The sequence below is a fragment of the Mitsuokella jalaludinii genome (genome assembly GCF_928722185.1).
GTDB classification, from domain to species: domain Bacteria; phylum Bacillota; class Negativicutes; order Selenomonadales; family Selenomonadaceae; genus Mitsuokella; species Mitsuokella jalaludinii.
Genome location: NZ_CAKMXA010000001.1, coordinates 2,386,494 through 2,408,236, shown reverse-complemented (window position 1 = coordinate 2,408,236; position 21,743 = coordinate 2,386,494). Strand labels below are relative to the sequence as shown.

The 21,743-nt window shown below is 55.6% G+C and carries 11 protein-coding genes and 1 CRISPR repeat array; of the genes, 2 read left to right on the top strand and 9 right to left on the bottom strand.

Annotation, left to right across the window (positions count from 1 at the left end; all coding sequences use genetic code 11):
- Positions 1 to 487, top strand: a 487-nt coding sequence (locus QDI87_RS11210) for a transposase (RefSeq protein WP_278743344.1), incomplete at its 5' end; no start/stop codon positions are given.
- Positions 474 to 1,754: an ISL3 family transposase gene (locus tag QDI87_RS11205; RefSeq protein WP_278743342.1), complete on the top strand. Its 1,281-nt coding sequence runs from the start codon at positions 474 to 476 to the stop codon at positions 1,752 to 1,754. The genes QDI87_RS11210 and QDI87_RS11205, both read left to right, overlap by 14 nt.
- Before the next feature lie 66 nt (positions 1,755 to 1,820).
- Positions 1,821 to 6,140: direct repeats of the CRISPR family, unit length 33 nt; unit sequence ATTTCAATCCACGCTCCTCATGCGAGGAGCGAC.
- 150 nt (positions 6,141 to 6,290) lie between these two features.
- Here QDI87_RS11205 and cas2 read toward each other — a convergent pair.
- From cas2 to QDI87_RS11160, 9 genes are all read right to left on the bottom strand, one after another.
- On the bottom strand, positions 6,291 to 6,581 hold the full coding sequence (gene cas2 / locus QDI87_RS11200) for a CRISPR-associated endonuclease Cas2 (RefSeq protein ID WP_278743341.1): 291 nt from the start codon (positions 6,579 to 6,581) through the stop codon (positions 6,291 to 6,293).
- A 94-nt stretch (positions 6,582 to 6,675) separates the two neighbouring features.
- Positions 6,676 to 7,707 carry a type I-C CRISPR-associated endonuclease Cas1c gene (gene cas1c / locus QDI87_RS11195; RefSeq protein ID WP_278743340.1) on the bottom strand — a complete coding sequence of 344 codons (1,032 nt, stop codon included), beginning with the start codon at positions 7,705 to 7,707 and terminating at the stop codon, positions 6,676 to 6,678.
- Positions 7,708 to 8,370, bottom strand: coding sequence for a CRISPR-associated protein Cas4 (gene cas4 / locus QDI87_RS11190; RefSeq protein ID WP_278743339.1), 663 nt, complete (start codon positions 8,368 to 8,370; stop codon positions 7,708 to 7,710).
- A gap of 8 nt (positions 8,371 to 8,378) precedes the next feature.
- On the bottom strand, positions 8,379 to 9,272 hold the full coding sequence (cas7c, locus tag QDI87_RS11185; protein WP_278743338.1) for a type I-C CRISPR-associated protein Cas7/Csd2: 894 nt from the start codon (positions 9,270 to 9,272) through the stop codon (positions 8,379 to 8,381).
- 3 nt (positions 9,273 to 9,275) lie between these two features.
- Positions 9,276 to 11,117, bottom strand: a complete 1,842-nt coding sequence (gene cas8c / locus QDI87_RS11180) for a type I-C CRISPR-associated protein Cas8c/Csd1 (RefSeq protein ID WP_278743336.1) — start codon at positions 11,115 to 11,117, stop codon at positions 9,276 to 9,278.
- Positions 11,114 to 11,779, bottom strand: a complete 666-nt coding sequence (gene cas5c / locus QDI87_RS11175) for a type I-C CRISPR-associated protein Cas5c (RefSeq protein WP_278743334.1) — start codon at positions 11,777 to 11,779, stop codon at positions 11,114 to 11,116. The genes cas8c and cas5c overlap by 4 nt, the downstream gene beginning before the upstream one ends.
- 237 nt (positions 11,780 to 12,016) lie before the next feature.
- Positions 12,017 to 14,248, bottom strand: a complete 2,232-nt coding sequence (gene cas3, locus QDI87_RS11170; RefSeq protein ID WP_278743333.1) for a CRISPR-associated helicase Cas3' — start codon at positions 14,246 to 14,248, stop codon at positions 12,017 to 12,019.
- A 38-nt stretch (positions 14,249 to 14,286) separates the two neighbouring features.
- A complete protein-coding gene (gene addA / locus QDI87_RS11165) occupies positions 14,287 to 18,138 on the bottom strand; it encodes a helicase-exonuclease AddAB subunit AddA (protein ID WP_278743332.1) in 3,852 nt (1,283 codons plus the stop codon).
- A complete protein-coding gene (locus QDI87_RS11160) occupies positions 18,104 to 21,736 on the bottom strand; it encodes a PD-(D/E)XK nuclease family protein (RefSeq protein ID WP_278743330.1) in 3,633 nt (1,210 codons plus the stop codon). The genes addA and QDI87_RS11160 overlap by 35 nt, the downstream gene beginning before the upstream one ends.
- Positions 21,737 to 21,743 lie beyond the last annotated feature (7 nt).

Below are 21,743 nucleotides of genomic sequence, written 5' to 3'. Positions count from 1 at the left end.
TCCGAAGAAACGCGGTCGTCCCAAGAAAGATACCACAGCCAAAGACTTGAAAGGCTCTCGGTTTGCTCTGGGAAAGGCTCCGGAGCATCTCACCAAGAAACAGCAAGCTCAGCTTGAATTCATTGCCAAGGCTGACAAGCGGCTGTATCGTGCCTATCTGCTAAAAGAGAAACTCCGTCTTGTTTTCCAGTGCGAGAATGTCGCTATCGCCAAGAAAGAACTGGACGGATGGATTAAATGGGCTCAGCACTGTCGCATCAATGTGTTTGTCGAGCTCCAACGGAAAATACGCCGTCACTACGATGCCATACTGGCAACAATGGAGCATCATCTGTCCAACGCCGTACTGGAGGCGACCAATCGGAAAATCAAGCTATCCGTTTACATGGCCTACGGATTTCGTAATATAGACAACATGATTGATATGATTATGCTCCGCTGCTCCGACATTGATGTAAGGTTACCATGGGATTATGAAGCTACTTAGCAGGCTGGGAATTTCTCCACACAAACTGATGATGCCTCAAATTTTGCCAGATGGAACAATTGTCATCAAGGCACATCCTACCAAAGACGAACAATGCCGTTGCGGCATATGTGGCAGAAAATCTGTCCACTATGACAATGGCCGCGGTGGCACCCGTTCTTGGCGGGCTTGCGACTGGAATACCCACAAAGTCTATATTGTAGCAGATATACATCGTGTCATGTGCCCCAAACATGGGGTCGTTACGGCATCTGTTCCTTGGGCAAGGCATAAGTCCCGTTTTACAAAGGAATTTGAGGAGCTGGCCACTTGGCTCTCCTTGTCCTGCACGAAAACCGCTGTTGCCTCTTTGCTCAGGATTTCTTGGAATACCATCGGCTCTATCATTAGCAGGATGCGGGCTGAACTTGATGCAAATCCAGCCGCACACTTCGTGGGACTTGTCCGCATAGGCGTTGACGAAACCAGCTACAAGAAGGGACACAAGTACATAACGGTGGTCATCAATCATGACACAGGTAAGGTTATCTGGGCTCATGAAGGACATGGCAAGACCATTTTCACCAAGTTCTTCAAGCTGCTGAGCAAAGAACAACTGGCCAATATACAGCTTGTATCTGGTGATGGTGCCAAATGGATTCAGGCATGCATCAACGATTTTTGTCCGGTAGCCAAGCGATGCATTGACCCGTTCCACGTTGTACAGTGGGCTACTGAAGCCCTTGACGAGGTGCGTCGTTTAGCATGGCGTGATGCCTTGAGGAATCCAGCAGATAAGACTCCGAAGAAACGCGGTCGTCCCAAGAAAGATACCACAGCCAAAGACTTGAAAGGCTCTCGGTTTGCTCTGGGAAAGGCTCCGGAGCATCTCACCAAGAAACAGCAAGCTCAGCTTGAATTCATTGCCAAGGCTGACAAGCGGCTGTATCGTGCCTATCTGCTAAAAGAGAAACTCCGTCTTGTTTTCCAGTGCGAGAATGTCGCTATCGCCAAGAAAGAACTGGACGGATGGATTAAATGGGCTCAGCACTGTCGCATCAATGTGTTTGTCGAGCTCCAACGGAAAATACGCCGTCACTACGATGCCATACTGGCAACAATGGAGCATCATCTGTCCAACGCCGTACTGGAGGCGACCAATCGGAAAATCAAGCTATCCGTTTACATGGCCTACGGATTTCGTAATATAGACAACATGATTGATATGATTATGCTCCGCTGCTCCGACATTGATGTAAGGTTACCATGGGATTATGAAGCTACTTAGCAGGCTGGGAATTTCTCCACACAAACTGATGATGCCTCAGATGTAGAGCAATGGCGTTCTTCAAATATTTCAATCCACGCTCCTCATGCGAGGAGCGACATGATATCGACGCGATCGGCGCGGACGTCATCGAATTTCAATCCACGCTCCTCATGCGAGGAGCGACGTCAGTGGTCACGCTTCGACGAGTGGAGCGACATATTTCAATCCACGCTCCTCATGCGAGGAGCGACGGTCGCGTTGTGCGTTTGGAAGTAGTAGAGTGCATTTCAATCCACGCTCCTCATGCGAGGAGCGACCCGGGCGCCTTTCGCCAAATGGCAACAGAGGGTATTTCAATCCACGCTCCTCATGCGAGGAGCGACCGCCGCAGTATATACACCGCATTTCTATAGCGCGATTTCAATCCACGCTCCTCATGCGAGGAGCGACTCACATGATTTCTTTAGAAGCTCTATTTTTTCAAATTTCAATCCACGCTCCTCATGCGAGGAGCGACGCCGGCACCTCGTCTCCTTCCCAGAGGGACGCCTTATTTCAATCCACGCTCCTCATGCGAGGAGCGACAGAAGCAGGATCATGATTTTTTTCAAGATGCCACGATTTCAATCCACGCTCCTCATGCGAGGAGCGACGAAAGTACGAGGCTGTAGAGGCCGGATTCGTTGATATTTCAATCCACGCTCCTCATGCGAGGAGCGACTTGTACGCATTGTTCGCCGCTTCCTGATTCTTGTTATTTCAATCCACGCTCCTCATGCGAGGAGCGACTGTAGTAGTCATGCATGAGCTTGACGGCCATGTCATTTCAATCCACGCTCCTCATGCGAGGAGCGACCACAGCCGCCTATGAGGGAGACACGGACGCACAAATTTCAATCCACGCTCCTCATGCGAGGAGCGACGCCGCACGTGCCCAGATACTATCCGCCGCGAACGGATTTCAATCCACGCTCCTCATGCGAGGAGCGACCATCGCCCAAATTGCAAAACCTTGTCCTTCAACGATTTCAATCCACGCTCCTCATGCGAGGAGCGACTGGACAGACGATGCCACACCACAGAGGACATCTGATTTCAATCCACGCTCCTCATGCGAGGAGCGACACATTGTTTTCCCCTTGGGCGATACTCCAGCGTTATTTCAATCCACGCTCCTCATGCGAGGAGCGACTTAACTCAACGATTGCCTGTGCAAACTCACTAGATTTCAATCCACGCTCCTCATGCGAGGAGCGACCCTGATGACAACATAATATGACAACGTATCTCATTATTTCAATCCACGCTCCTCATGCGAGGAGCGACAAACATTCCTTTGTTCCTCCATCGACAATCAATAGATTTCAATCCACGCTCCTCATGCGAGGAGCGACGTTACTCATCATCCATCCACGGGATTTATTGAGATTTCAATCCACGCTCCTCATGCGAGGAGCGACGCGGATCGAGAAGACAAAGCGCAAGTAAGCGCAATTTCAATCCACGCTCCTCATGCGAGGAGCGACAAGACGACGCCGCGGTGGCAGACCATACCCTCTTTATTTCAATCCACGCTCCTCATGCGAGGAGCGACGTCAAGAGCTGGAAGGTGCGCCACTCCTGGGACCATTTCAATCCACGCTCCTCATGCGAGGAGCGACCCAGGCGGGCGAATGCGGCGAGGTCCTTTTTGTTGAATTTCAATCCACGCTCCTCATGCGAGGAGCGACTTGCCCTTCGTCTTGCGGTGCTTCGGATTGCCAAAATTTCAATCCACGCTCCTCATGCGAGGAGCGACGAGGCGTGATCTCGCTCAAGACGGCCGACAGGATATTTCAATCCACGCTCCTCATGCGAGGAGCGACGAAAAACGCAGAGGATTCCATGCAACAAGCAATGATTTCAATCCACGCTCCTCATGCGAGGAGCGACAATTATATGCTTCAAATTCGTTCACAATCACACATTTCAATCCACGCTCCTCATGCGAGGAGCGACTTTACAAAATGATAAATAATGATAATATCAAATGATTTCAATCCACGCTCCTCATGCGAGGAGCGACATCTCCCCCTGACTCCTGCCCTTCAATGGCAGCATTTCAATCCACGCTCCTCATGCGAGGAGCGACTATACCATTCTTCCTCTAGTGCATTTCGCTAAAATTTCAATCCACGCTCCTCATGCGAGGAGCGACTTCAGATGGCGTCAATTCCACCGATTCGTCAGCAGATTTCAATCCACGCTCCTCATGCGAGGAGCGACCTCAAGTTGTCATTTACCATTTATGGATACCATCATTTCAATCCACGCTCCTCATGCGAGGAGCGACTTCAGCTCTTTAAGATGTTGATTCATCTCTTCAAATTTCAATCCACGCTCCTCATGCGAGGAGCGACGCGATGGATAAGGCTTCAGGCGCACTTACTGTAATGATTTCAATCCACGCTCCTCATGCGAGGAGCGACGTAAACAGTTTGTAGACGAAGATACACCGTAGGTATTTCAATCCACGCTCCTCATGCGAGGAGCGACGTTTCTCGACGTATGGCCCTTCATGCCACTCATCAAATTTCAATCCACGCTCCTCATGCGAGGAGCGACACATGGCTGAGATGATGTACACGGCCAGCACGAATTTCAATCCACGCTCCTCATGCGAGGAGCGACAATGCACTCAGGAGTGGCTTTGTACTTATGGAAATTTCAATCCACGCTCCTCATGCGAGGAGCGACTAGAAAATACGGTTGTTTACCGTGTCTGCCTTGAATTTCAATCCACGCTCCTCATGCGAGGAGCGACGGACATGAGGGGTGCTATCGGCTGTACCAATTTGGATTTCAATCCACGCTCCTCATGCGAGGAGCGACACGGATAGCATAGTGTTCGCCCTTGTATACGATGATTTCAATCCACGCTCCTCATGCGAGGAGCGACACAATAAAGGGCATAGGATTGCATTGTGTCCAGTATTTCAATCCACGCTCCTCATGCGAGGAGCGACGTCATCCCGCATGTCGCGGGCAAGGGCGTCATATTTCAATCCACGCTCCTCATGCGAGGAGCGACTTTAGGGGTAACGGGGCTGAATACTTCTCCGATTATTTCAATCCACGCTCCTCATGCGAGGAGCGACCGAACCGCCATTTCCATTCATGACGATCGTATGATTTCAATCCACGCTCCTCATGCGAGGAGCGACGATACGCCACTCAAGATTCAGGCGAACACGTTTATTTCAATCCACGCTCCTCATGCGAGGAGCGACCTTGACTGTGGCGAGATATTCTTGGAGTCTTGATTTCAATCCACGCTCCTCATGCGAGGAGCGACGAAAGGGGTGAGGACGTGGCAGATGACAAAGCAAATTTCAATCCACGCTCCTCATGCGAGGAGCGACCTCGAGTGACCGCATCGGCCCCGATAAGCTCATATTTCAATCCACGCTCCTCATGCGAGGAGCGACGGCCTAACTCTTCATCGTCGGATGCATCGTAGATGACATTTCAATCCACGCTCCTCATGCGAGGAGCGACGATATTACAATGAGAAAACAATGTATACACAATATTTCAATCCACGCTCCTCATGCGAGGAGCGACGACAATTCCGCAAACGATGACTATAGAAGACGTGATATTTCAATCCACGCTCCTCATGCGAGGAGCGACGCCGACTTCCAACCGGCAAAAAGCCCAGTCCAGCTTATTTCAATCCACGCTCCTCATGCGAGGAGCGACTGATCGCATAGATTGACTCGATGATTGCCTTCTGATTTCAATCCACGCTCCTCATGCGAGGAGCGACTCGAGTACATGCACCTAATACTCTAGACCCTTATTTCAATCCACGCTCCTCATGCGAGGAGCGACTACGAGGTATCACGCTGCGTAGCATAGCGCAGAATTTCAATCCACGCTCCTCATGCGAGGAGCGACGCACCGTAGAGAGCGAGTTGTCCGTATAGTCGTAATTTCAATCCACGCTCCTCATGCGAGGAGCGACGACAATCTGTACTACATGCAGTACAATATAGACAATTTCAATCCACGCTCCTCATGCGAGGAGCGACCCGCCCGGGAGATTATGTCTTTGGCAGTGATGATTTCAATCCACGCTCCTCATGCGAGGAGCGACTCTGCACTGACACAAGCGACAAATAGCCCTCTGATTTCAATCCACGCTCCTCATGCGAGGAGCGACGCAATTACTACAGATCACGGGGTAACCCTGGACATTTCAATCCACGCTCCTCATGCGAGGAGCGACTGACACGCGGAGATGGGCTGACCTGCTCGGCACATTTCAATCCACGCTCCTCATGCGAGGAGCGACGTGCGGATGCGTGCAAGCAGTTCCGGCACGACGACATTTCAATCCACGCTCCTCATGCGAGGAGCGACTGTGTCAATTTTAGGCATTGATTTGCCTGACTTCATCATATATTTTTCGCGAACCTATCCCTTCTCTCCGAAAATGCCAACTTCTAGGCATTTATCTTGCAAACTCCATTTTCTGTGTGATGGCACTTCGCACTTTGGCGACCTATAGACCTATAGAATCATAGGTGCTTCTGCATCATAAGACGGTTTCGCTCCTATATGTTCTATTTTGCTCTTATAGTTCTTGCCGAGGTTGTAGAAGCGTAGACTGTCCGTATCTGTGTCAATGACTTTTTCTAGCGCATGGCGAAAGGCTGCGTACTGTGCGGTGTCAAGATTGCATTCAAATACGGAATTCTGGACACGTTGTCCGTGGCGCACACAGATTTTGGCTACATGGCGCAGTCGCTTGCGCCCTTCTGCGGTGATCGTATTGACATCATAGGTAACCAATAACAGCATATCTTCCCCCTCTTTCAGTTCAGCTCTATCCTCACGTTATTCCATTCCGGCCATCTTCTAGAGCAAAGTGAATCCTTCCCTTACAAAAAGCAGATCATTTCCATAGGAATGCAGGGTATTCCGCCAAATCGCCGCGCAGCGTGCGTGCTAGCAGGAGTGACTGAACATAGGGAACCAGCCCCCAAGGTATCTTTTCTTCCAGGAATGGATGTGTGATGGTTACCTGCTTCTTTGTTTGCCAAGCATTCAAGAACTTCTGTCTGCCGATTTTCTTGAGATAGGTTCCCCCATCCTCTTTCTCCTCAAAATCTGTACCTTTCATGACACGGTTATTGATAAGTGTTATCACAAAACGGTCGACGAAAAGGGCACGCAGTTCTTCCATGAGATCCAGCGCGAGCGACTGTCGTCCGGAACGGGGCCGATGCAGGAATCCCACATAGGCATCCAAGCCAACACTTTCGAGTGCCGCTGCACAGTCGTGTGCTAAAAGGGTATATCCGAAAGAAAGCATTGCATTCACACGCCCAACAGGTGGTCGTTTCACACGGCCAATAAAAGGAAAGGCCCTTCTCTGCTGCAAGATGAGCTGTCCAAACAACTGAAAATATTGGCGTGCAGCATCTCCCTCCAAGCCGCGCAATTGATCATCATCTGCCGCAAGATGTGCCAAGCGCATATTAGAAGCCATAGACGCGCTGCACTCTTCTATAGCATTTACATCGACACTATCTGCATGATCACGCCGTGCGCGCTCCAGTATGGATCTTGCATTGCATATTTTAGCTGTGATGAAGTCCCGTGCGATGATCAGTCTGGCTGCTCCATCATCGGCCACACGATACTGCTGCTGCCTCAGCAGGACATTCCCTGGATTCTCCCCACTGACTCGCGCAAGGAATTTCCCATTCGCTGTCAGAAATGAAAATCCTATCGCGTGACTTGCACAGGCACCCAGCAAAGCAGGGCTTGCACCACGCCAGCTAAAATCGACAATGCTCTCCAAGGTCAAGAGTGGAACACGCCCCAGCACCTTTTCTCCCTGTCTCACGACAACATTCTCATTCTCGAGAGCAAGATATGCATCTTCCGTCAAGACAAACAGTGTATTGAGCAAACGGCGCATTCACCTTTCCCTCCCCAAAGCATCGGCATAATACGCACCGACATCGTGATGTTTCATGAGACGCGGCAGACATATCGGCTTCAACGAGCAGGCTTGGCACGCTTTGCTCGGCTTTACACGCGGTGTATGGCCGCGCGCCATATCCTGATGCATTTCCGAAAAAATCTGGCGCACGCGCTCGCGCAGGCATGAATCAAATGTCACTTCCTCCCGCCGATGCGGTGCAGCATAGAACAGTGCACCTTTGGGCACATCTGTACAATACATCTCTTCGAGGCACATGGCCTGCGCGCAAAGCTGGAGCCTGTCAGCATCCAGAGACTTTCCCTCACCATGTTTGTACTCAACAGGATACGGGACCCAGAATCCCGGATGCTTATGGAGGACTGCCCCCTCCTCCGCCTCATGGAATTCAACCACATCACAGACTCCCGACACGCCCATCGTGCGGGAAAATACGCGCAAACCTCTACTGATGAGCAAGCTGCCTCGTTTTTCCTTCTGACATGCATCATGGCATTTTTCGTGCAGTATCCTGCCTTCTGCCGTGCGCAGATTCTCTTGCCAGATCTGCTCGATGTGGATCAGAGCCCATTGACGACGGCAGAAGGCAAAATGCTGGATGCCTGAGATCATGAGGTATTCGTCTTCAGGATATTCCATACGCTACCTCAAATCATCTGGATGCAGGTAACACCTGTAGGGAGATCTGTATCGTCGACCGTCACCGTATAGTCGCTATAGGCACGTGCTGGTTTCTCTGCTTCTTTCTTCTCGACTTTGATGCGCTCAAAGAGCTGATAAGCCGGTGCATTGCCGAGTTCACTCTCATGCTTGAACACGATGAGCTTGCGCACAGCCATCGTGCCACGCGTTGCCGAGTGGTCATTCTCAAACATATTGATAATGGCCCGCCAGAGGAGCGCCAAGTCCTCCTCCGAGAAGCCCGTCACCTTGCGTGCAAGATTGGCAGAGATGTAGCCGTGCGCAATATAAAGACCATAGGGAACGATGAACTTGTGGCCCAGCATCATATGCTTGCCATCTTCCTGCTCTTTTTCTGAAGCGACTGTCACACGGGAAATGCCGATTTCCTGGGCAAGGATGGGTTCGACACTGCGTGCAAAGTCAAGCTGGACAGGGCCTCGAACTTGACCACAGTTGAGTTTTGCATTGACAAATGTAGTCATGACCGCGCCGAAGGCGCGAATATCATAGAAGTTCTCGCACATGAAATCGCGGATCTTGAGGTCAATATCTGCATCTTTCTTCTTTGCTTCCTTGATCTTTTTCTCATCGACACCAAGGTATTTATAGGCCTCACGGTTATTGCGCTCCAAGGGGACATGGTCTTTGACATAGATGCGGTAGCCCGGTGCGTCTTCCTTGGCAGCCTCGACGTAATTGCGGATCTTGCGCTTGAGGCAGACATCCGTCACCAGGCCGAGGCCCGTTTCCTGATCGATGCGAGGCATATTGCCTGCATCCGGGTCACCATTGGGATTGCCGTTCTCTACATCAAAAATAATCTCAAAATCGTAACGGTTCTTGATTGGCTCTGTCATGATTCAGTCCTCCTTTTCCACAGCAATCTTTGCTGTTTCCGCTTCCTTCAGTTCCTTTTTCTCATACCGTGCCTGCGTCTGCTGATAATAGCCGAGGATGAACATGCCTTGTTCTTCTGCATTCAGGACTTTCGGTATACCTTTCGATGCATCCAGCATCCCCATCAGGTGCGTCATCTGTTTTTCATAATATGTTTTCAGTTTTGGACTTTCCCCTGCGAGTTTCTTGAGATGATGATTTGTCAAACGCTCCAAGATGGGGAACACTCTCGACGGCGTTGTGCTCGCCACATCAAAATAACGGTCTTTGACGGTCGCATTCAGGCTGGGATTCGCTGCCTTTTGGATTCCCTCACGCAGGGAGAAAATCCGTCCCAAGATATATGCAGGATCTGTGATTTCTTCATTGAGTTTCATGCGCAGTTCTCCTCTCTTCTTGTTTTTCATGAGATAAGCCTTGATGATTGAGGCGCGTTCTCCTGTAATCTTATAATGTGGCGGCTTTGCCTCCGTGTCATCGACCTCCGCATGAATGCGCAGCAATACCTGTTCATAGAGGCTAGCCGGATACATCGCATCCTTGAGGATTGCAGTGGCCGTACTTCCTGCCAGGATAGGCAAAGGGCGCTTATTGGAAGCGTTCGGAGAAACAGTCGCCTGCAACCATGCCCAGAGCGGTGGAGCATTCCAGGGCTTGCGCGGCGGCATCACGATAGCCGCCCTTTGGCGATGTGCCTTCACATGCTGAAGGAAATCGCCAAAGGCACCTCTCAGGAAGAATCGCACCGAAAGACGCGCCGCATTCGGTGCGATTCCCAAGATGTAGAATGGATTCGAATAGGGGATCTCTGTTGCCTCAAAGCAAATTGGCTGTCCCTTGACAAGATTCTGAAAGAGTCCATTGAGGGCCTCTTCCGTCAACTGCTTCTTGTCGCTCATCCCGCCGAACATCGACATGGACAGGAGATCCTGCGAGGCTTCGTTCTCCATCTCCGCCCAGTAAACGACTGCGGTGTCACCAATAATCTGCCGATGATCACTGTCCGCCAGCAGCGCATTGAGTGCCATTCCATAAGCAAACGATGCCGCTTCGGAAACAGGAGCATTGGCTCCCTGTTCATGGCAAAAGGAATTACTGGATTCCATATTGAACGAAACGAGATTGGCACCAGATACCTGCGCGCCGGGAACGCCCTTGATCTTCGGATGAAGGCGCGCAATCGGCCCCTTCTTTCCTGTAACCAAGCAGATTCCCTGCGCATCGTCCTGCTGCGCTGTCATGGTACGCTCCCAACGCTCCGCAATTGCTGCATCCTCCTGCACAAAGTGCCCCTGGAACCGGAAGACAAGATTCCCGCCCGCCGCCATTTCCGGAAAGAGTTCCTTCATCGCTTGATTCAGCTTTGCTTTTTCGGGCTGCCATTGCCGGAAGAATGACAGCACAGCACGTGCTGCAGGAACATCCATCCCTTGAAGGAGCTTCTCATGCAACTCTTTGGCTGATGTGAAGCGCTGCAGTGCATCCTGCCTCTTTTTCTCTGCTTTTGCCGGGTCATCCTCTTCTTCAGCGATGCCCAAGAAATAGGTAGCAGTATCGCAGAGGAAATAAGCCGGCGGCTGCCGACCTGACCGCGGTGGATGGTCGGGCACAATCATCCGACGAGGACGGATGACCGTCTTCTTGCCCTGACTCTGTTCTTCTCTGAGGTCATAGACTCGCAGGAGCTCTCCATTCTCCGCGAGTTCCAAGGCAAATGAGACGCCCACATGGCACCAGCCGCGCTGCGGCGCATCACCGTGCTCTGCCATTGTCTGATAGCGTTTTGCGAGTGCTTGAAGAATCATCTGTACACCTCCACTCCACGCAAATCCAGTACGCCGTCCCGGAGCACTGCGCGGAAAAACTGTGGATGGATATGCATTGCATCTGAGTAATCCATATCGTAGAGCATGAAGCCCAAGTCCTTCTCTCCCCGCAGCTCCTCCGGAACCTTCAAAGACACATCATCCTCACAGGGACGCAGCTGCGCAGGGAACTCTCGGCAGCCCAGGTAGGGCTGATGATAGTTCTGTCCCTTCGCCAAGCGCCGGCGAAATATCTCTGAGAATTTCCCGGGATTGTCACTCACTGCTGCCTGCGGTGTCATCTCAAAATGCGCCGTTATGATATAGTGGACATCGGTGAGCAGAAGCGACGCTCGCTGCATGATTTCCCTTGGCGTCGCGATGTAAGGAGGCCGCTCCCCATTTGCCATCGCCTGCCATATGACTCGCGCCTTTGCCTTCACCCCCACCTCATTGCGCCGTACTGTCGTGAACTTGATGGGGTTCAGGACACGGATTTCATCGATGATCCATTTCAGGCCGGGATGCCAGAAAACGGCTTCCAAGATGCCGCGCGCGGCAGACGGCGTTATCAGATCATAGCTTACTCGCTCTGCTTTCAGCTCAGGACGCGTGAACAGCGCAAAGTCACCGCGCACATCTATTCTGACTCCATATCCCATGAGATCACTCCTTTCTTTCACTTATATTTTATTTAAAATCTTTACACCTATTATCATACTCTTATGATTTCGTCTTGTCAATTCTTATTTCCTCCTGCTATAATGTTTTTGTCGTATCGAGGATGCGCGATACGGGGATTGAAATACTTACATTTTTTTTCGCAGCAAAAAGGGCAGGGAAATAACTCCCTGCCCTTTTGCTGTAAGCAACGACCTGTATGAAGTCCTGCGCCCACTTCAGAAGACAACGGCCTGACCATCGGGGATATCCGTTTTCAGCCCCAACGCATCCTCATCGTACCAGCTCATATCCACAAGGACAAAGAGCGCTGTGCTGTTCTCCCAAAGTGGAACAACAACCCCCGCATCAAAAAGACGCTGGAACGGCGAGGGCCTCCCCTCATGCGGGACATTCTGCACGCCCACGGTATAGACGCCTGCACGGCGCAGCAAAGTGCGGCCGCCAGCGCCTTGATACTCCTTGAGCTGTTTCAAAAGGTCTCTTGCCTCTTCATCGAAAGGAATGAATACCGGCACGGATCGATCATCAATCAGCTGAAACTTCTGGTCGATCTCCTTCAACGGTGGCATTTTCTGGCGACAGAGCTTGAGTATCTCCTTCCTGTCCAATGCCATTTCCCCTGAAATGTCGTAGAGTTCTCTGAAATACGCCTCGACCGCGTCAGGATGCGAGAGGCGCGCTGCATATCGGTCAAAGATGCTGTCTGCCACCTTGCCTCGCCGGTCGAGCTCAAATGGCATCTTGTTTCCCTCCAATCGGAAGACTGTGACGATGCTGTCCTCCCGCGGCCTCTTTCCCTCGCGGTTGCAGCGCCCTGCCGCCTGAAGAATGCTGTCAAGTCCCGTAAGTTCTCGGTAGACCAGCGGAAAATCAAGATCAACGCCCGCCTCTATCAGGCTGGTCGAAATGACGCGACAGGGTTCCTTATCCTTCAGTCGAGCGCGAATCTCATGAAGAACGCGAGTGCGGTGCATTGGGCAAAGGTTTGTCGAGAGATGGAATGTCCCCTCCTGTTCTGGCATTGCTTCATAGAGCTGGCGTGCCATTCTCTTGCTGTTCACGACAACAAGCACTTGCATCTTGCCAGCGACTTCCTCGGACAGGGCTTCTGGCGCATATCGGTCCGGACAAACATCAAAGGTCACTCGCGAAAAGAAGTGGAACTGCTCCTCAACATGCGGACATAGTTCTTTCATGCTGCCGCTGAAGAACGGTCCAAGAGCCGGCTGCGTGGCCGTGCAGAGAACCGCTGTACATCCATAGTGTTCAACGAGCGTCCGGATTGCTGTCACGCATGGCTTGAGGAAATTGAGAGGAATCATCTGTGCTTCGTCGAAGATGATGAGGCTGTGCGCTATATTATGCAGTTTCCGGCATTGAGACGTTCGGCTTGCATAAAGTGAGGAAAAGAACTGCACATTCGTCGTCACGATGATTGGCGCATCCCAGTTCTCCGTCGCGAGCCTCTGCCGCCGTCCATCTTCCCGTTCATCATCATACGATGCATTCGCGTAGTGGACGACAACATTCTTCTCACCGAGAAAATCCTGGAATACCCGCGCATTCTGCTCAATGATGCTCGTATACGGGATGACGTAGATGATGCGCTGTACCTCACTGTCCATCCTGACGGCCCGATGTAGGGCAAAGCCAAGAGAAGCGATTGTCTTGCCTCCGCCCGTCGGCACGGTCAAGCGATAGGGATGCTCCGTCCCCTCATCGCCTTCACTCAGACACGCGCGAAGAATCTCGCGTCGATGCACATTGATGGATTCATGGTAGCGCTCGCCGCGCTCATCAAAGAAGCGCGTTCTGACCGTTTCGTCAAATCGGCGTTTCAGCTCCTCCAACGTGTCGAAACCATGACGCGATTTTGTCCCTGCCGTCTGCTCCACCTCTGGCAGGCAGGATTGGTAGAATGCTTCTGTATCAAGAAAATCAGCATCAACAAGGCAAGAAAAGAGCATCCGTGTAAAAAATTGCAATTGATAGATATCCGACGACTTCAAACAGGCAGGCACATGGCTCAGTGCAATTGACGCGCGCTCATCTTCTTGCCATGCGGAAAAATCTGGCAACGGCTTCCTCATGCGGCCACAAAACGTCGCACTGCCCTCTCCATCAAACGCTCCACCGAAGTCTGGCAGACCGCCGTGATGCCCGGCAATGGCCCATGCCGCCAAGCAGAGCAATAGCTGTCTCTTTTGATAAAGAAGCTGCGCCCCTCCTGTCGAATGGTCCCCGCCAGAACTTCTCCCCCCTCGCAGATACTCTTGGAATCGGGCTGAATACTTGCCAACATCATGATAGCGGCCCGCTATCTCGCCCAGTTCTTCCGCACCGAACGATGCTGCAAACTGCGCAGCCAGTGAGGCAACATGATCCAAGTGCTCTTTCAATGGCTGCTTCCTGCCAGTTTCCACATCATAGTGACCCAAGTATTCCATCGTCTAGCACCTCCTATACGATCTGACTATTAGATGACTCAAGGAATCCGCAGGCTCGTGCCGTCGTGGAGCAGGAAGAGAATGCTCTCTTTGACGGGCTTGCCGAGGATGGATTCGACGGCTTCGCGGTAGAGCTCGATCTGCTTGGCGTAGCGGCGGCGGATCTTGTCGGGGGCGGTGTCGCGGTCGGTCTTGTAGTCGAGCAGGACGAGGCTGCCGTCGTTTTCTTCAAAGAGGACATCGATGACGCCTTGGATGAAGATTTTCTCCGCGCTCTCGCTGTAGGCGGGATTGACTTTGCCGACGGGGATCATGCGGCTGAAGGGCAGTTCGCGCCAGACGCGCGCAGCGCTTTTCATGCGCTTGCCGATGGCGGATGAGCAGAAGCGCTCGATGCTCGTGTAGTTGACGGCTGACTCGTGGCCCGCGGCAATCAGGCCCTTTTCCTCCATCAAGGCGACCTGAGCGCGCAGGCCCTCGCGCGTCAGGTCGCCTTGCAGCTCGAGGTTCTGCATGATGCTGTGCATGAGCGTGCCGCGCTCGGCGCCTGACAAGCGTCCTTTCTGCTGCAGGAATTGCGGGCGACGCCAGATGGCGGGCTCAGCGGGCTGCACAGCAGGCAACGAGGCCGGTTCTTCCTCGCGCTGCGCCTCGGCAAAGCGCTGCTTGATCTCGGAGACGGTCATCTTGGCCGTGATGCCCGGCAATACTTCTTCACCGTAATGCCAGCCGAGGCGATGCTCGACCGTCTCGCGCTCTGGCGATGCGGGCAACTCCTTTCCAGCGCGCACGGCCTGCAGGAGCGCGTCGAGCTCTTCTTCCTCTTCATGCGGCTGGATCTTGTCGGCAGCGAGCAGATGGACGGCAAAATGGGCATCGGGCTCGACAGCGTCGAGCATCTCGCCCCAGTCTGCCCCTGCGGCCTCGCGTATCGTCGCACCATCTGTATGGCGCGCCACGGCAGGCGCAATCCAGTCGAGATAGCTGCTTGCCTCGCGTATCATGTCATCGGGCAGAACGAGCTCGCGGCTGCTTAGGCTGCGCGCATAGCGCTCGGCCTGCTTCTCCCACTTCGCGGCGGCCATCGCGCCCGTCAGGATGAGCTTTTCGCGCGCACGCGTCATGGCGACGTAGAGCACGCGCATCTCCTCGGCCTTCGTCTCTGCGACAATGCGCGCGGCGATGGCCTGGTACGGCAGCGTGTCGTACATCTGCCGCCCGACGTCGGAGCGCTCGACGAGACGCGGGCCGATGCCGAGCTCCTTGTGCATCAGGAAGATTCCTCTGGCATCGAGCTGGTTGAAGCCCTTGGCGATATCGGCGACGATGACGACGGGGAACTCAAGGCCCTTGCTCTTGTGGATGCTCATGATGCGCACGACGTCCTCGCTCGCGCCGAGTGTGCGCGCGACGGAGAGGTCCGTATCGCGCTTGCGCAGGTCCTCGAGGAAGCGCAGGAAGCGGAAGAGGCCGCGGTAATTCGTCTTCTCATACTCTGCCGCGCGGTCGGCGAGCATGCGCAGATTCGCCTGGCGCAACAGGCCGCCCTTGAGCCCGCCGACGTAGTCGTAGTAGCCCGTCTCGCGGTAGAGTGTCCAGATGAGCTCCGGCACGCTGTGGCTCACGGCATAGCTGCGCCAGCGGTTGAGCGCGGCACAGAAGTCGGCCGCGCGGTCGGCGAGTCCTTCCTCGAGCGGCGTCTCCGGTGAGTGGCTGCGCAGCAGGGCGCCGAAGAGGTCTTCGTCGGGGACTGACATGCGCAGGCGCGCGAGTTCCTCCATCGTGAAGCCGCCAATTGGCGAGACAAGCACGGCTGCCAGCGGGATCTCCTGGCGCGCGTTGTCGATGGTCTTCAAGAGGGCGAGCACGAGCCGCACCTCATTGGCCTCAAAGTAGCCACCGTCGACGTCGGCGTAGGCAGGGATGCTGTTCTTGCGCAGCAGTTCGAGCAGCGTGTTGGCCTTGCCCTTGACGGCGCGCAGCAGCACAGCGATGTCGCGGTACGCCAAGGGGCGGTAGCCACCAGCATCCTTGTCGAAGACGCGGGCCCCCGACTCCATGAGCGCTGCGATGCGGTCAGCGATGTGCTGCGCCTCGAGTTCAAAGCCCTCGAGCCCGCTGCCATCTGATGCATCATCATCGGCCGTCTGGCTGAGGCCCGCGACGGGCTGCTCCGGCTCACCGCGCAGGATGATGTCAATCTCCATCGGCCCCTTGAGTGTATGCTCGGCCTCAGGATACGAGGCCCCCGGGTAGAGGCGGCTTTTCTCGTCGTACTCGATTTCCATGGCCTCGCGCGTCATGACCTGGTCGAAGATGAAGTTGATCGGCGCAAGGACTTCAGCGCGGCTGCGGAAGTTCTGCTTCATCGTGATGAGCTGTTCCATGTCATCGGGGCCCGGCTTCTCGGGATAGGCATCGTACTTCGCCTGGAACAGGTACGGGTCAGCGAGGCGGAAGCGGTAGATGCTCTGCTTGACGTCGCCGACGGTGAAGCGGTTGTCATCGCGCGCGATGAGGTTCAGGATGGCCTCCTGGACACCGTTCGTATCCTGGTACTCGTCGACCATGATGACAGCATACTTCTCGCGCAGGTCCTCCGCCGCATCCGTGCGCAGCGTCCTGCCCTTCTCACCGCGGAAATCTGCTTCTTCCACTCCAGCAAGTGCCGCAGGATCGCGGCAGAGCACGTCAAGCGCGAAATGCTCGAGGTCGTTGAAGTCGAGGACATTGCGCTCTTTCTTGGCCGCCTGCAGTGCATCGATGAAAGCGGCCGTCAGGTCTGCATAGCGCCGCACCGTCGCGCTGCACGCTCGGATGTCCCCCAGTACATCCTCCTCGGTCTGTGCCATGTAGCGGTCCCTGGCATCCGTGAAGATCTTCTTGGCCTCGTCGCGGTTCTTCTCGAACGACTTGCGGACCTCAGGGAACGCCGTGCGCAGCGCATCGTATTTCTTGCCGCGCAGCACTGGCTGCTTCCACTGCCTGGCCGCAGCGCAGAAATTGTCCCAGCCGCCCGCCTTCTTCTCGGTCAGGGCCTCTCGATAAGCGGACTGCACCTCTTCCAGCTTCTCGATGCAGCCCTGCAGATATTCGGCATAGGGCTGCCAAGCCGCGAGCAAGGCTGCCTCCGCTTCCTCAGAACGGCCGCCCGTGCGGACAAGCGCACACACCTCTTCATAGGTGCGGACGCTGCGCTCAATCTCGCGGCCCACGGCCGAGACAATCGTATCCGTCCAAGGCGTCTGCCAGAAGTCCGCAGACTCCGCTTCATAGCGCTCCTTCTGCTGGCGCAGCCACGCCTTTGGGAAGGGTTGGCTCTGGCAGAAGCTGTAGAGCTTCAGCACGGCATTGTAGACAGCCTCATCGCCGTGGTCGTCGCCGTAGTCGTCGACGAACTCGAGAAAATCCTGCCACCTGGCCTTCCCATCCTCATCCTCTGGCATCTTGTAGGAGGTCTCGAGCAATTCCTCCAGGACATCGCGGCGCATCAGGACCATCTCCTGGTCGCTGGCCAGACGAAACTGCGGGTCCACATCGATGGCGTCGATGTTCTGGCGGATGACCTTCTGGCAGAAGGCGTGGAACGTGCAGATCGAGGCGCCGGACAGCAGCACGATCTGCCGCTCGAGCCATTCGGCTGTCGCGCGGTCATCCGTCTCCAGGAGCTTCTGCTGCAGAGCTTTGTCGATGCGCTCGCGCATCTCTGTCGCCGCTGCATTCGTGAACGTCACGATGAGCATCTCGTCGACACTGCACTCGCGCGCGAGAAGCTGCGCGATGATGCGGTCGACGAGCACGCGCGTCTTGCCCGAGCCTGCCGCCGCTGCGACAAGGATGTTGCGGTGGCGCGCCTCAATCGCTTTCTTCTGATCCTCTGTGTATTGCATCGAGCAAATCTTCCTTTCCTGTACACTCGGCCATCTTCTCCTCCAGCACATCGTCATCCTCCGGGCCGATGTCGCGGTACGCGTAGCCTTCGATGTCGGGGTCGAAACCGCAGACGTCGCGGTATTCGCAGTACGTGCAGGCCGTCTGTTCTTTCTTTGCCTTGAGACGGTACGGGCTCGCACTGATGTCGCCGCCGAGGATGGCCCGCCCCGTATCGCGCAGGATGTAGTCGACATACGCGAGCATGAGCTCGAATTCCTCCGGCTTGCGGATGTAGCCGTACTTCCTGCTATTAGCGTCAAAGTCCATGACGGGCTCGCCGTCCGGGCCGATGACATCCTTCTTCTTCTCGTCTTTGACCTTGCTTAGTCCCGGCTTGATGAAGCCGAAGCTCGCATCGATTGCCTTGGCGACGTCGAGATCAGCCAGCACCCAGCCCGGCATGCGCAGCTCGGCATTGACGCGCTTCTCGAGCTCTGCCTGCGTGTACTTCTTGCGCGTCTGCAACAGTGGATTCTGCAGGAAGGCGTAGAGGATGCCCGCGGGCAGGCGCTTCTCACCCTTCTCTCTGAGCAGCTCGCGCCCGACCATCATGTAGACGAGCAACTGCAGGCGCAAGCCGTAGTATACCTCGAAGAGGTTGATGGCGACATGGCCCGTCTTGTAGTCGAGGATCAGATAGTACGGCGCGCACTCGTGCAGGTCAAGGCGGTCGATCTGGCCTTTGAACGAGAGCGCATAGCCATCGCCGAGCGGCAGTGGCTTTAAATGCACCTCGTCGTCAGGGTGGCCGAATGCCTCCTCGAAGAAGGCCGGCTGGAAGGCCGAGACGGCCGCCCAGGCTGACAGGTGGCCGACGGCCTGCTCCGCCGTCTTCTCGATGCGCTTCTTGAGGTGGCGGTAGTTGTCGCGGCTCAGCAGGATCTCACTCTGCAGGCGCGGAGCGAGCGTGTTGACGAGCTCCTCGCAGAGCTCGGCGCGCTTCTCCTCCGGCACATCCTGCCAGCGGTTTGCGTAGTCGCGCTTGACGATGCTGCCGTACTCCTTGAGCACGGCGTGCAATAGCTGGCCGAGGTCCATCGAGCGGAACTGGTACTCCCTGCGCTCCTGGAGCTTCAGGCCGTAGGCCGCGAAGTGCGCGAACGGACACTGGCGGAATTTCTCGAACTGCGTCACGCTGCCGCGCAGGACCGTGCCTTTGGCGAAGATCTGCTCCGCCAGCTCCTTCGGTATCCTACCATCGCCCGCATGTGCAAAAAGGCCCGAGAGTGCGAGACGAAGCGGCCGCTGCCATTCCTTCTGCCGCATGGCCCAGTTGTAGACATCGCGCCAGCAGGGCTGCATCTCCTGATGCTCGCGCTCGCCGCGCAGGGCATTGGCGAGGCCCGAGAGAGCCGGGCGCGGTGCCGCTAGCAACAGGTCGTCGTCGCGCCGCACCGTCTCCAGCGGAATGGAAAGGAACGCCGCCTTCGGGAAGAGCTCGCGCATTTTCTTGACGAGTGGCGACGGCTGCAGGCCATTGCCCTCCGCATCAGCCAGCGCATAGGAAATCCAGAGGTACTCGCGCGCCTCTGTAAAGCCGCGGTAGAGCAAGAACTTCTCGCCGAAGCTCTTCTCGTGGCCGCCGCGTGAGATCGTGTGCTCCTCTTCGCCCTCTTTCTGGCAGGCAGCCAGCGTCTCCGCGATGTGCAGGCGGTCGGCATCGGAGAAGATGCCCTGCTCGCGCACGCGGCGCGGCATCGTCGCGGCGTCGGCGCCTAAGATGTAGAGACCGCGCATGTTGTCGAGGCTGTTCTGATCAAACGAGGCCAGCGTCACATAGTCGAGCCCCGGCGGGATCAGGGAGATCTGCAGCGCATCGAGGCCGTCGCTCAGGACAGCCTCATAGTCTGATAGCGTCATCTTCTCCGCACCGCTGACTTCAACGAGCTGGTCAAAGAGCGCCATGCTATCGTCCCAGAGCTGGCGGTGCTCGGCTGCATCGGCCAGGCGTCCCTCGCGCTCAGCGATCTCCGCCCACTCCTGCAAGCGCACGGGCACCTCGAGGCGCACGAGGAAGTCGTAGAGAGCCTTCGTATAGCCGCTGACGTCATCGGCCGCGCGCAGGTCGCGCTCCAGCTCGGTCAACGCCTCGACAGACTGGCGGCGCAGGGAGTCGATGAGCGCCAGCGTCGAAGCTGTGTCCTCGTCGACCTGCTCGCCGTCCTCTAAGCTGTAGCGGCGATGCCAGTCCCATGGCTTTTCCTGCTGCCAGCGCTTGCGGCCGCGGATGCCGAACTCGAGCACATAGTTCTCGAGCCGGTCTATGTCCTCGCGCACCGGCGGGAAAAAGCCCGTGCGCAGGCAGCGGAAGACCGTCTCATAGCGCCAGTCACGCGAGACGACCTCGATGGCCGAGCGCATGAGCTCCGCGAGCGGATGGTGGATGCTCGGCCGCTTCGAGTCCTCGAAGAACGGGATGCCGTAATCCTCGAAGACGAGGCGCACGAGATCGCCGTACGCTTCACTGTCGCGCACGAGGATGCCGAGCTCGCGGTAATGCCAGCCCTCGTCGCGCACGAGGCGCAGGATGTCCGCAGCCGCACTCTCGACCTCGAGCCTCCTGTTGGCCGCCTCGACGAGCTGCATGCCCGCATCCTCTGGCCGGGCCGAGCCGCCGTAACGGAAGAGATCCTGCTCCATCCCGCGCAGGATACTTGCCGGCGCGAAGCGATGCTGCTCCGCGAGCAGGTGGATGGGGATTGTACCGCGATAGCCGAGTTCCTCACGCGCCATGCGGCGGATGGCCTGCAAGGTCCGGTACGGGCGGTTGAAGAGCGCCGTCTCCTGCAGATTCTCGGGCAGGTCGAGACGCACGCGCTCCTCTCCTTCTGCTATGCCTGCCATCGGCAGGGAGACATGCACCTTGGCTGCCGTCATGAGCAGAGCGCGCAGCACGGCCATCTCCTGCGGATTGAAGAAGATGAAGCCGTCGAGCCAGACCTCTGCCCCGTTGAGCAGCGGCGCTTCGGGGATGGCCTCAGCGAGCTGGTTCATCATGTCTTCGGCATCGTTGGCCTTGCCCTGCATCTCCACCGCGAATTCATCCGTCAAGAGCGCCATCTCCTGCAGCTTGCCCGCAAGGCGCTCGTTGCCCTTGGCGAGCTCTTCGGCAGCTTCGCGCAGCACATCCGTCGTCAGGCGGTAGCTCTTGAACTCCTGGATGGCGTCCGAGAGGCTCTCCGTGAAGCCGCGCTGGCGCACAGCACGCGCAAAGACATCGAGGTCCTTCTCCTTCTGATGCTTCACGAGGATCTTGCGCAGGAGCAGGCGGCGTCCGACGTCGCTGATGCGCGGCACCTTCATATGGCCCGTCTCCAAGAGCACGTGGCGCGCGAAGCGGCGGAAGCCGAAGACGTAGCTGCGCAGGAAGCCGCTGCCCTTCGGGATGCTCGCGGCGAGCTCGCGCTCCACCTTGAACGTCATGTGTTCCGGCAGGAGCAGGATGAGCGCGGGGCCCATCGGTGCTTCTGCCATGCGCTGCCGCATGGCATCAAGGCAGGCATGCGTCTTGCCTGTCCCCGCTCTGCCTATGATGAAATCGAGTGTTGCTGTCATATCGTCC

What these genes read in the sequence shown, in the direction of transcription:
- cas1c (WP_278743340.1), bottom strand. Translation starts at nt 7,707, where the DNA reads ATGCGCCGTTTGCTCAATACACTGTTTGTCTTGACGGAAGATGCATAT.
- QDI87_RS11205 (WP_278743342.1), top strand. Translation starts at nt 474, where the DNA reads ATGAAGCTACTTAGCAGGCTGGGAATTTCTCCACACAAACTGATGATG.
- cas5c (WP_278743334.1), bottom strand. Translation starts at nt 11,779, where the DNA reads ATGGGATATGGAGTCAGAATAGATGTGCGCGGTGACTTTGCGCTGTTC.
- cas8c (WP_278743336.1), bottom strand. Translation starts at nt 11,117, where the DNA reads ATGATTCTTCAAGCACTCGCAAAACGCTATCAGACAATGGCAGAGCAC.
- QDI87_RS11160 (WP_278743330.1), bottom strand. Translation starts at nt 21,736, where the DNA reads ATGACAGCAACACTCGATTTCATCATAGGCAGAGCGGGGACAGGCAAG.
- cas2 (WP_278743341.1), bottom strand. Translation starts at nt 6,581, where the DNA reads ATGCTGTTATTGGTTACCTATGATGTCAATACGATCACCGCAGAAGGG.
- addA (WP_278743332.1), bottom strand. Translation starts at nt 18,138, where the DNA reads ATGCAATACACAGAGGATCAGAAGAAAGCGATTGAGGCGCGCCACCGC.
- cas3 (WP_278743333.1), bottom strand. Translation starts at nt 14,248, where the DNA reads ATGGAATACTTGGGTCACTATGATGTGGAAACTGGCAGGAAGCAGCCA.
- cas7c (WP_278743338.1), bottom strand. Translation starts at nt 9,272, where the DNA reads ATGACAGAGCCAATCAAGAACCGTTACGATTTTGAGATTATTTTTGAT.
- cas4 (WP_278743339.1), bottom strand. Translation starts at nt 8,370, where the DNA reads ATGGAATATCCTGAAGACGAATACCTCATGATCTCAGGCATCCAGCAT.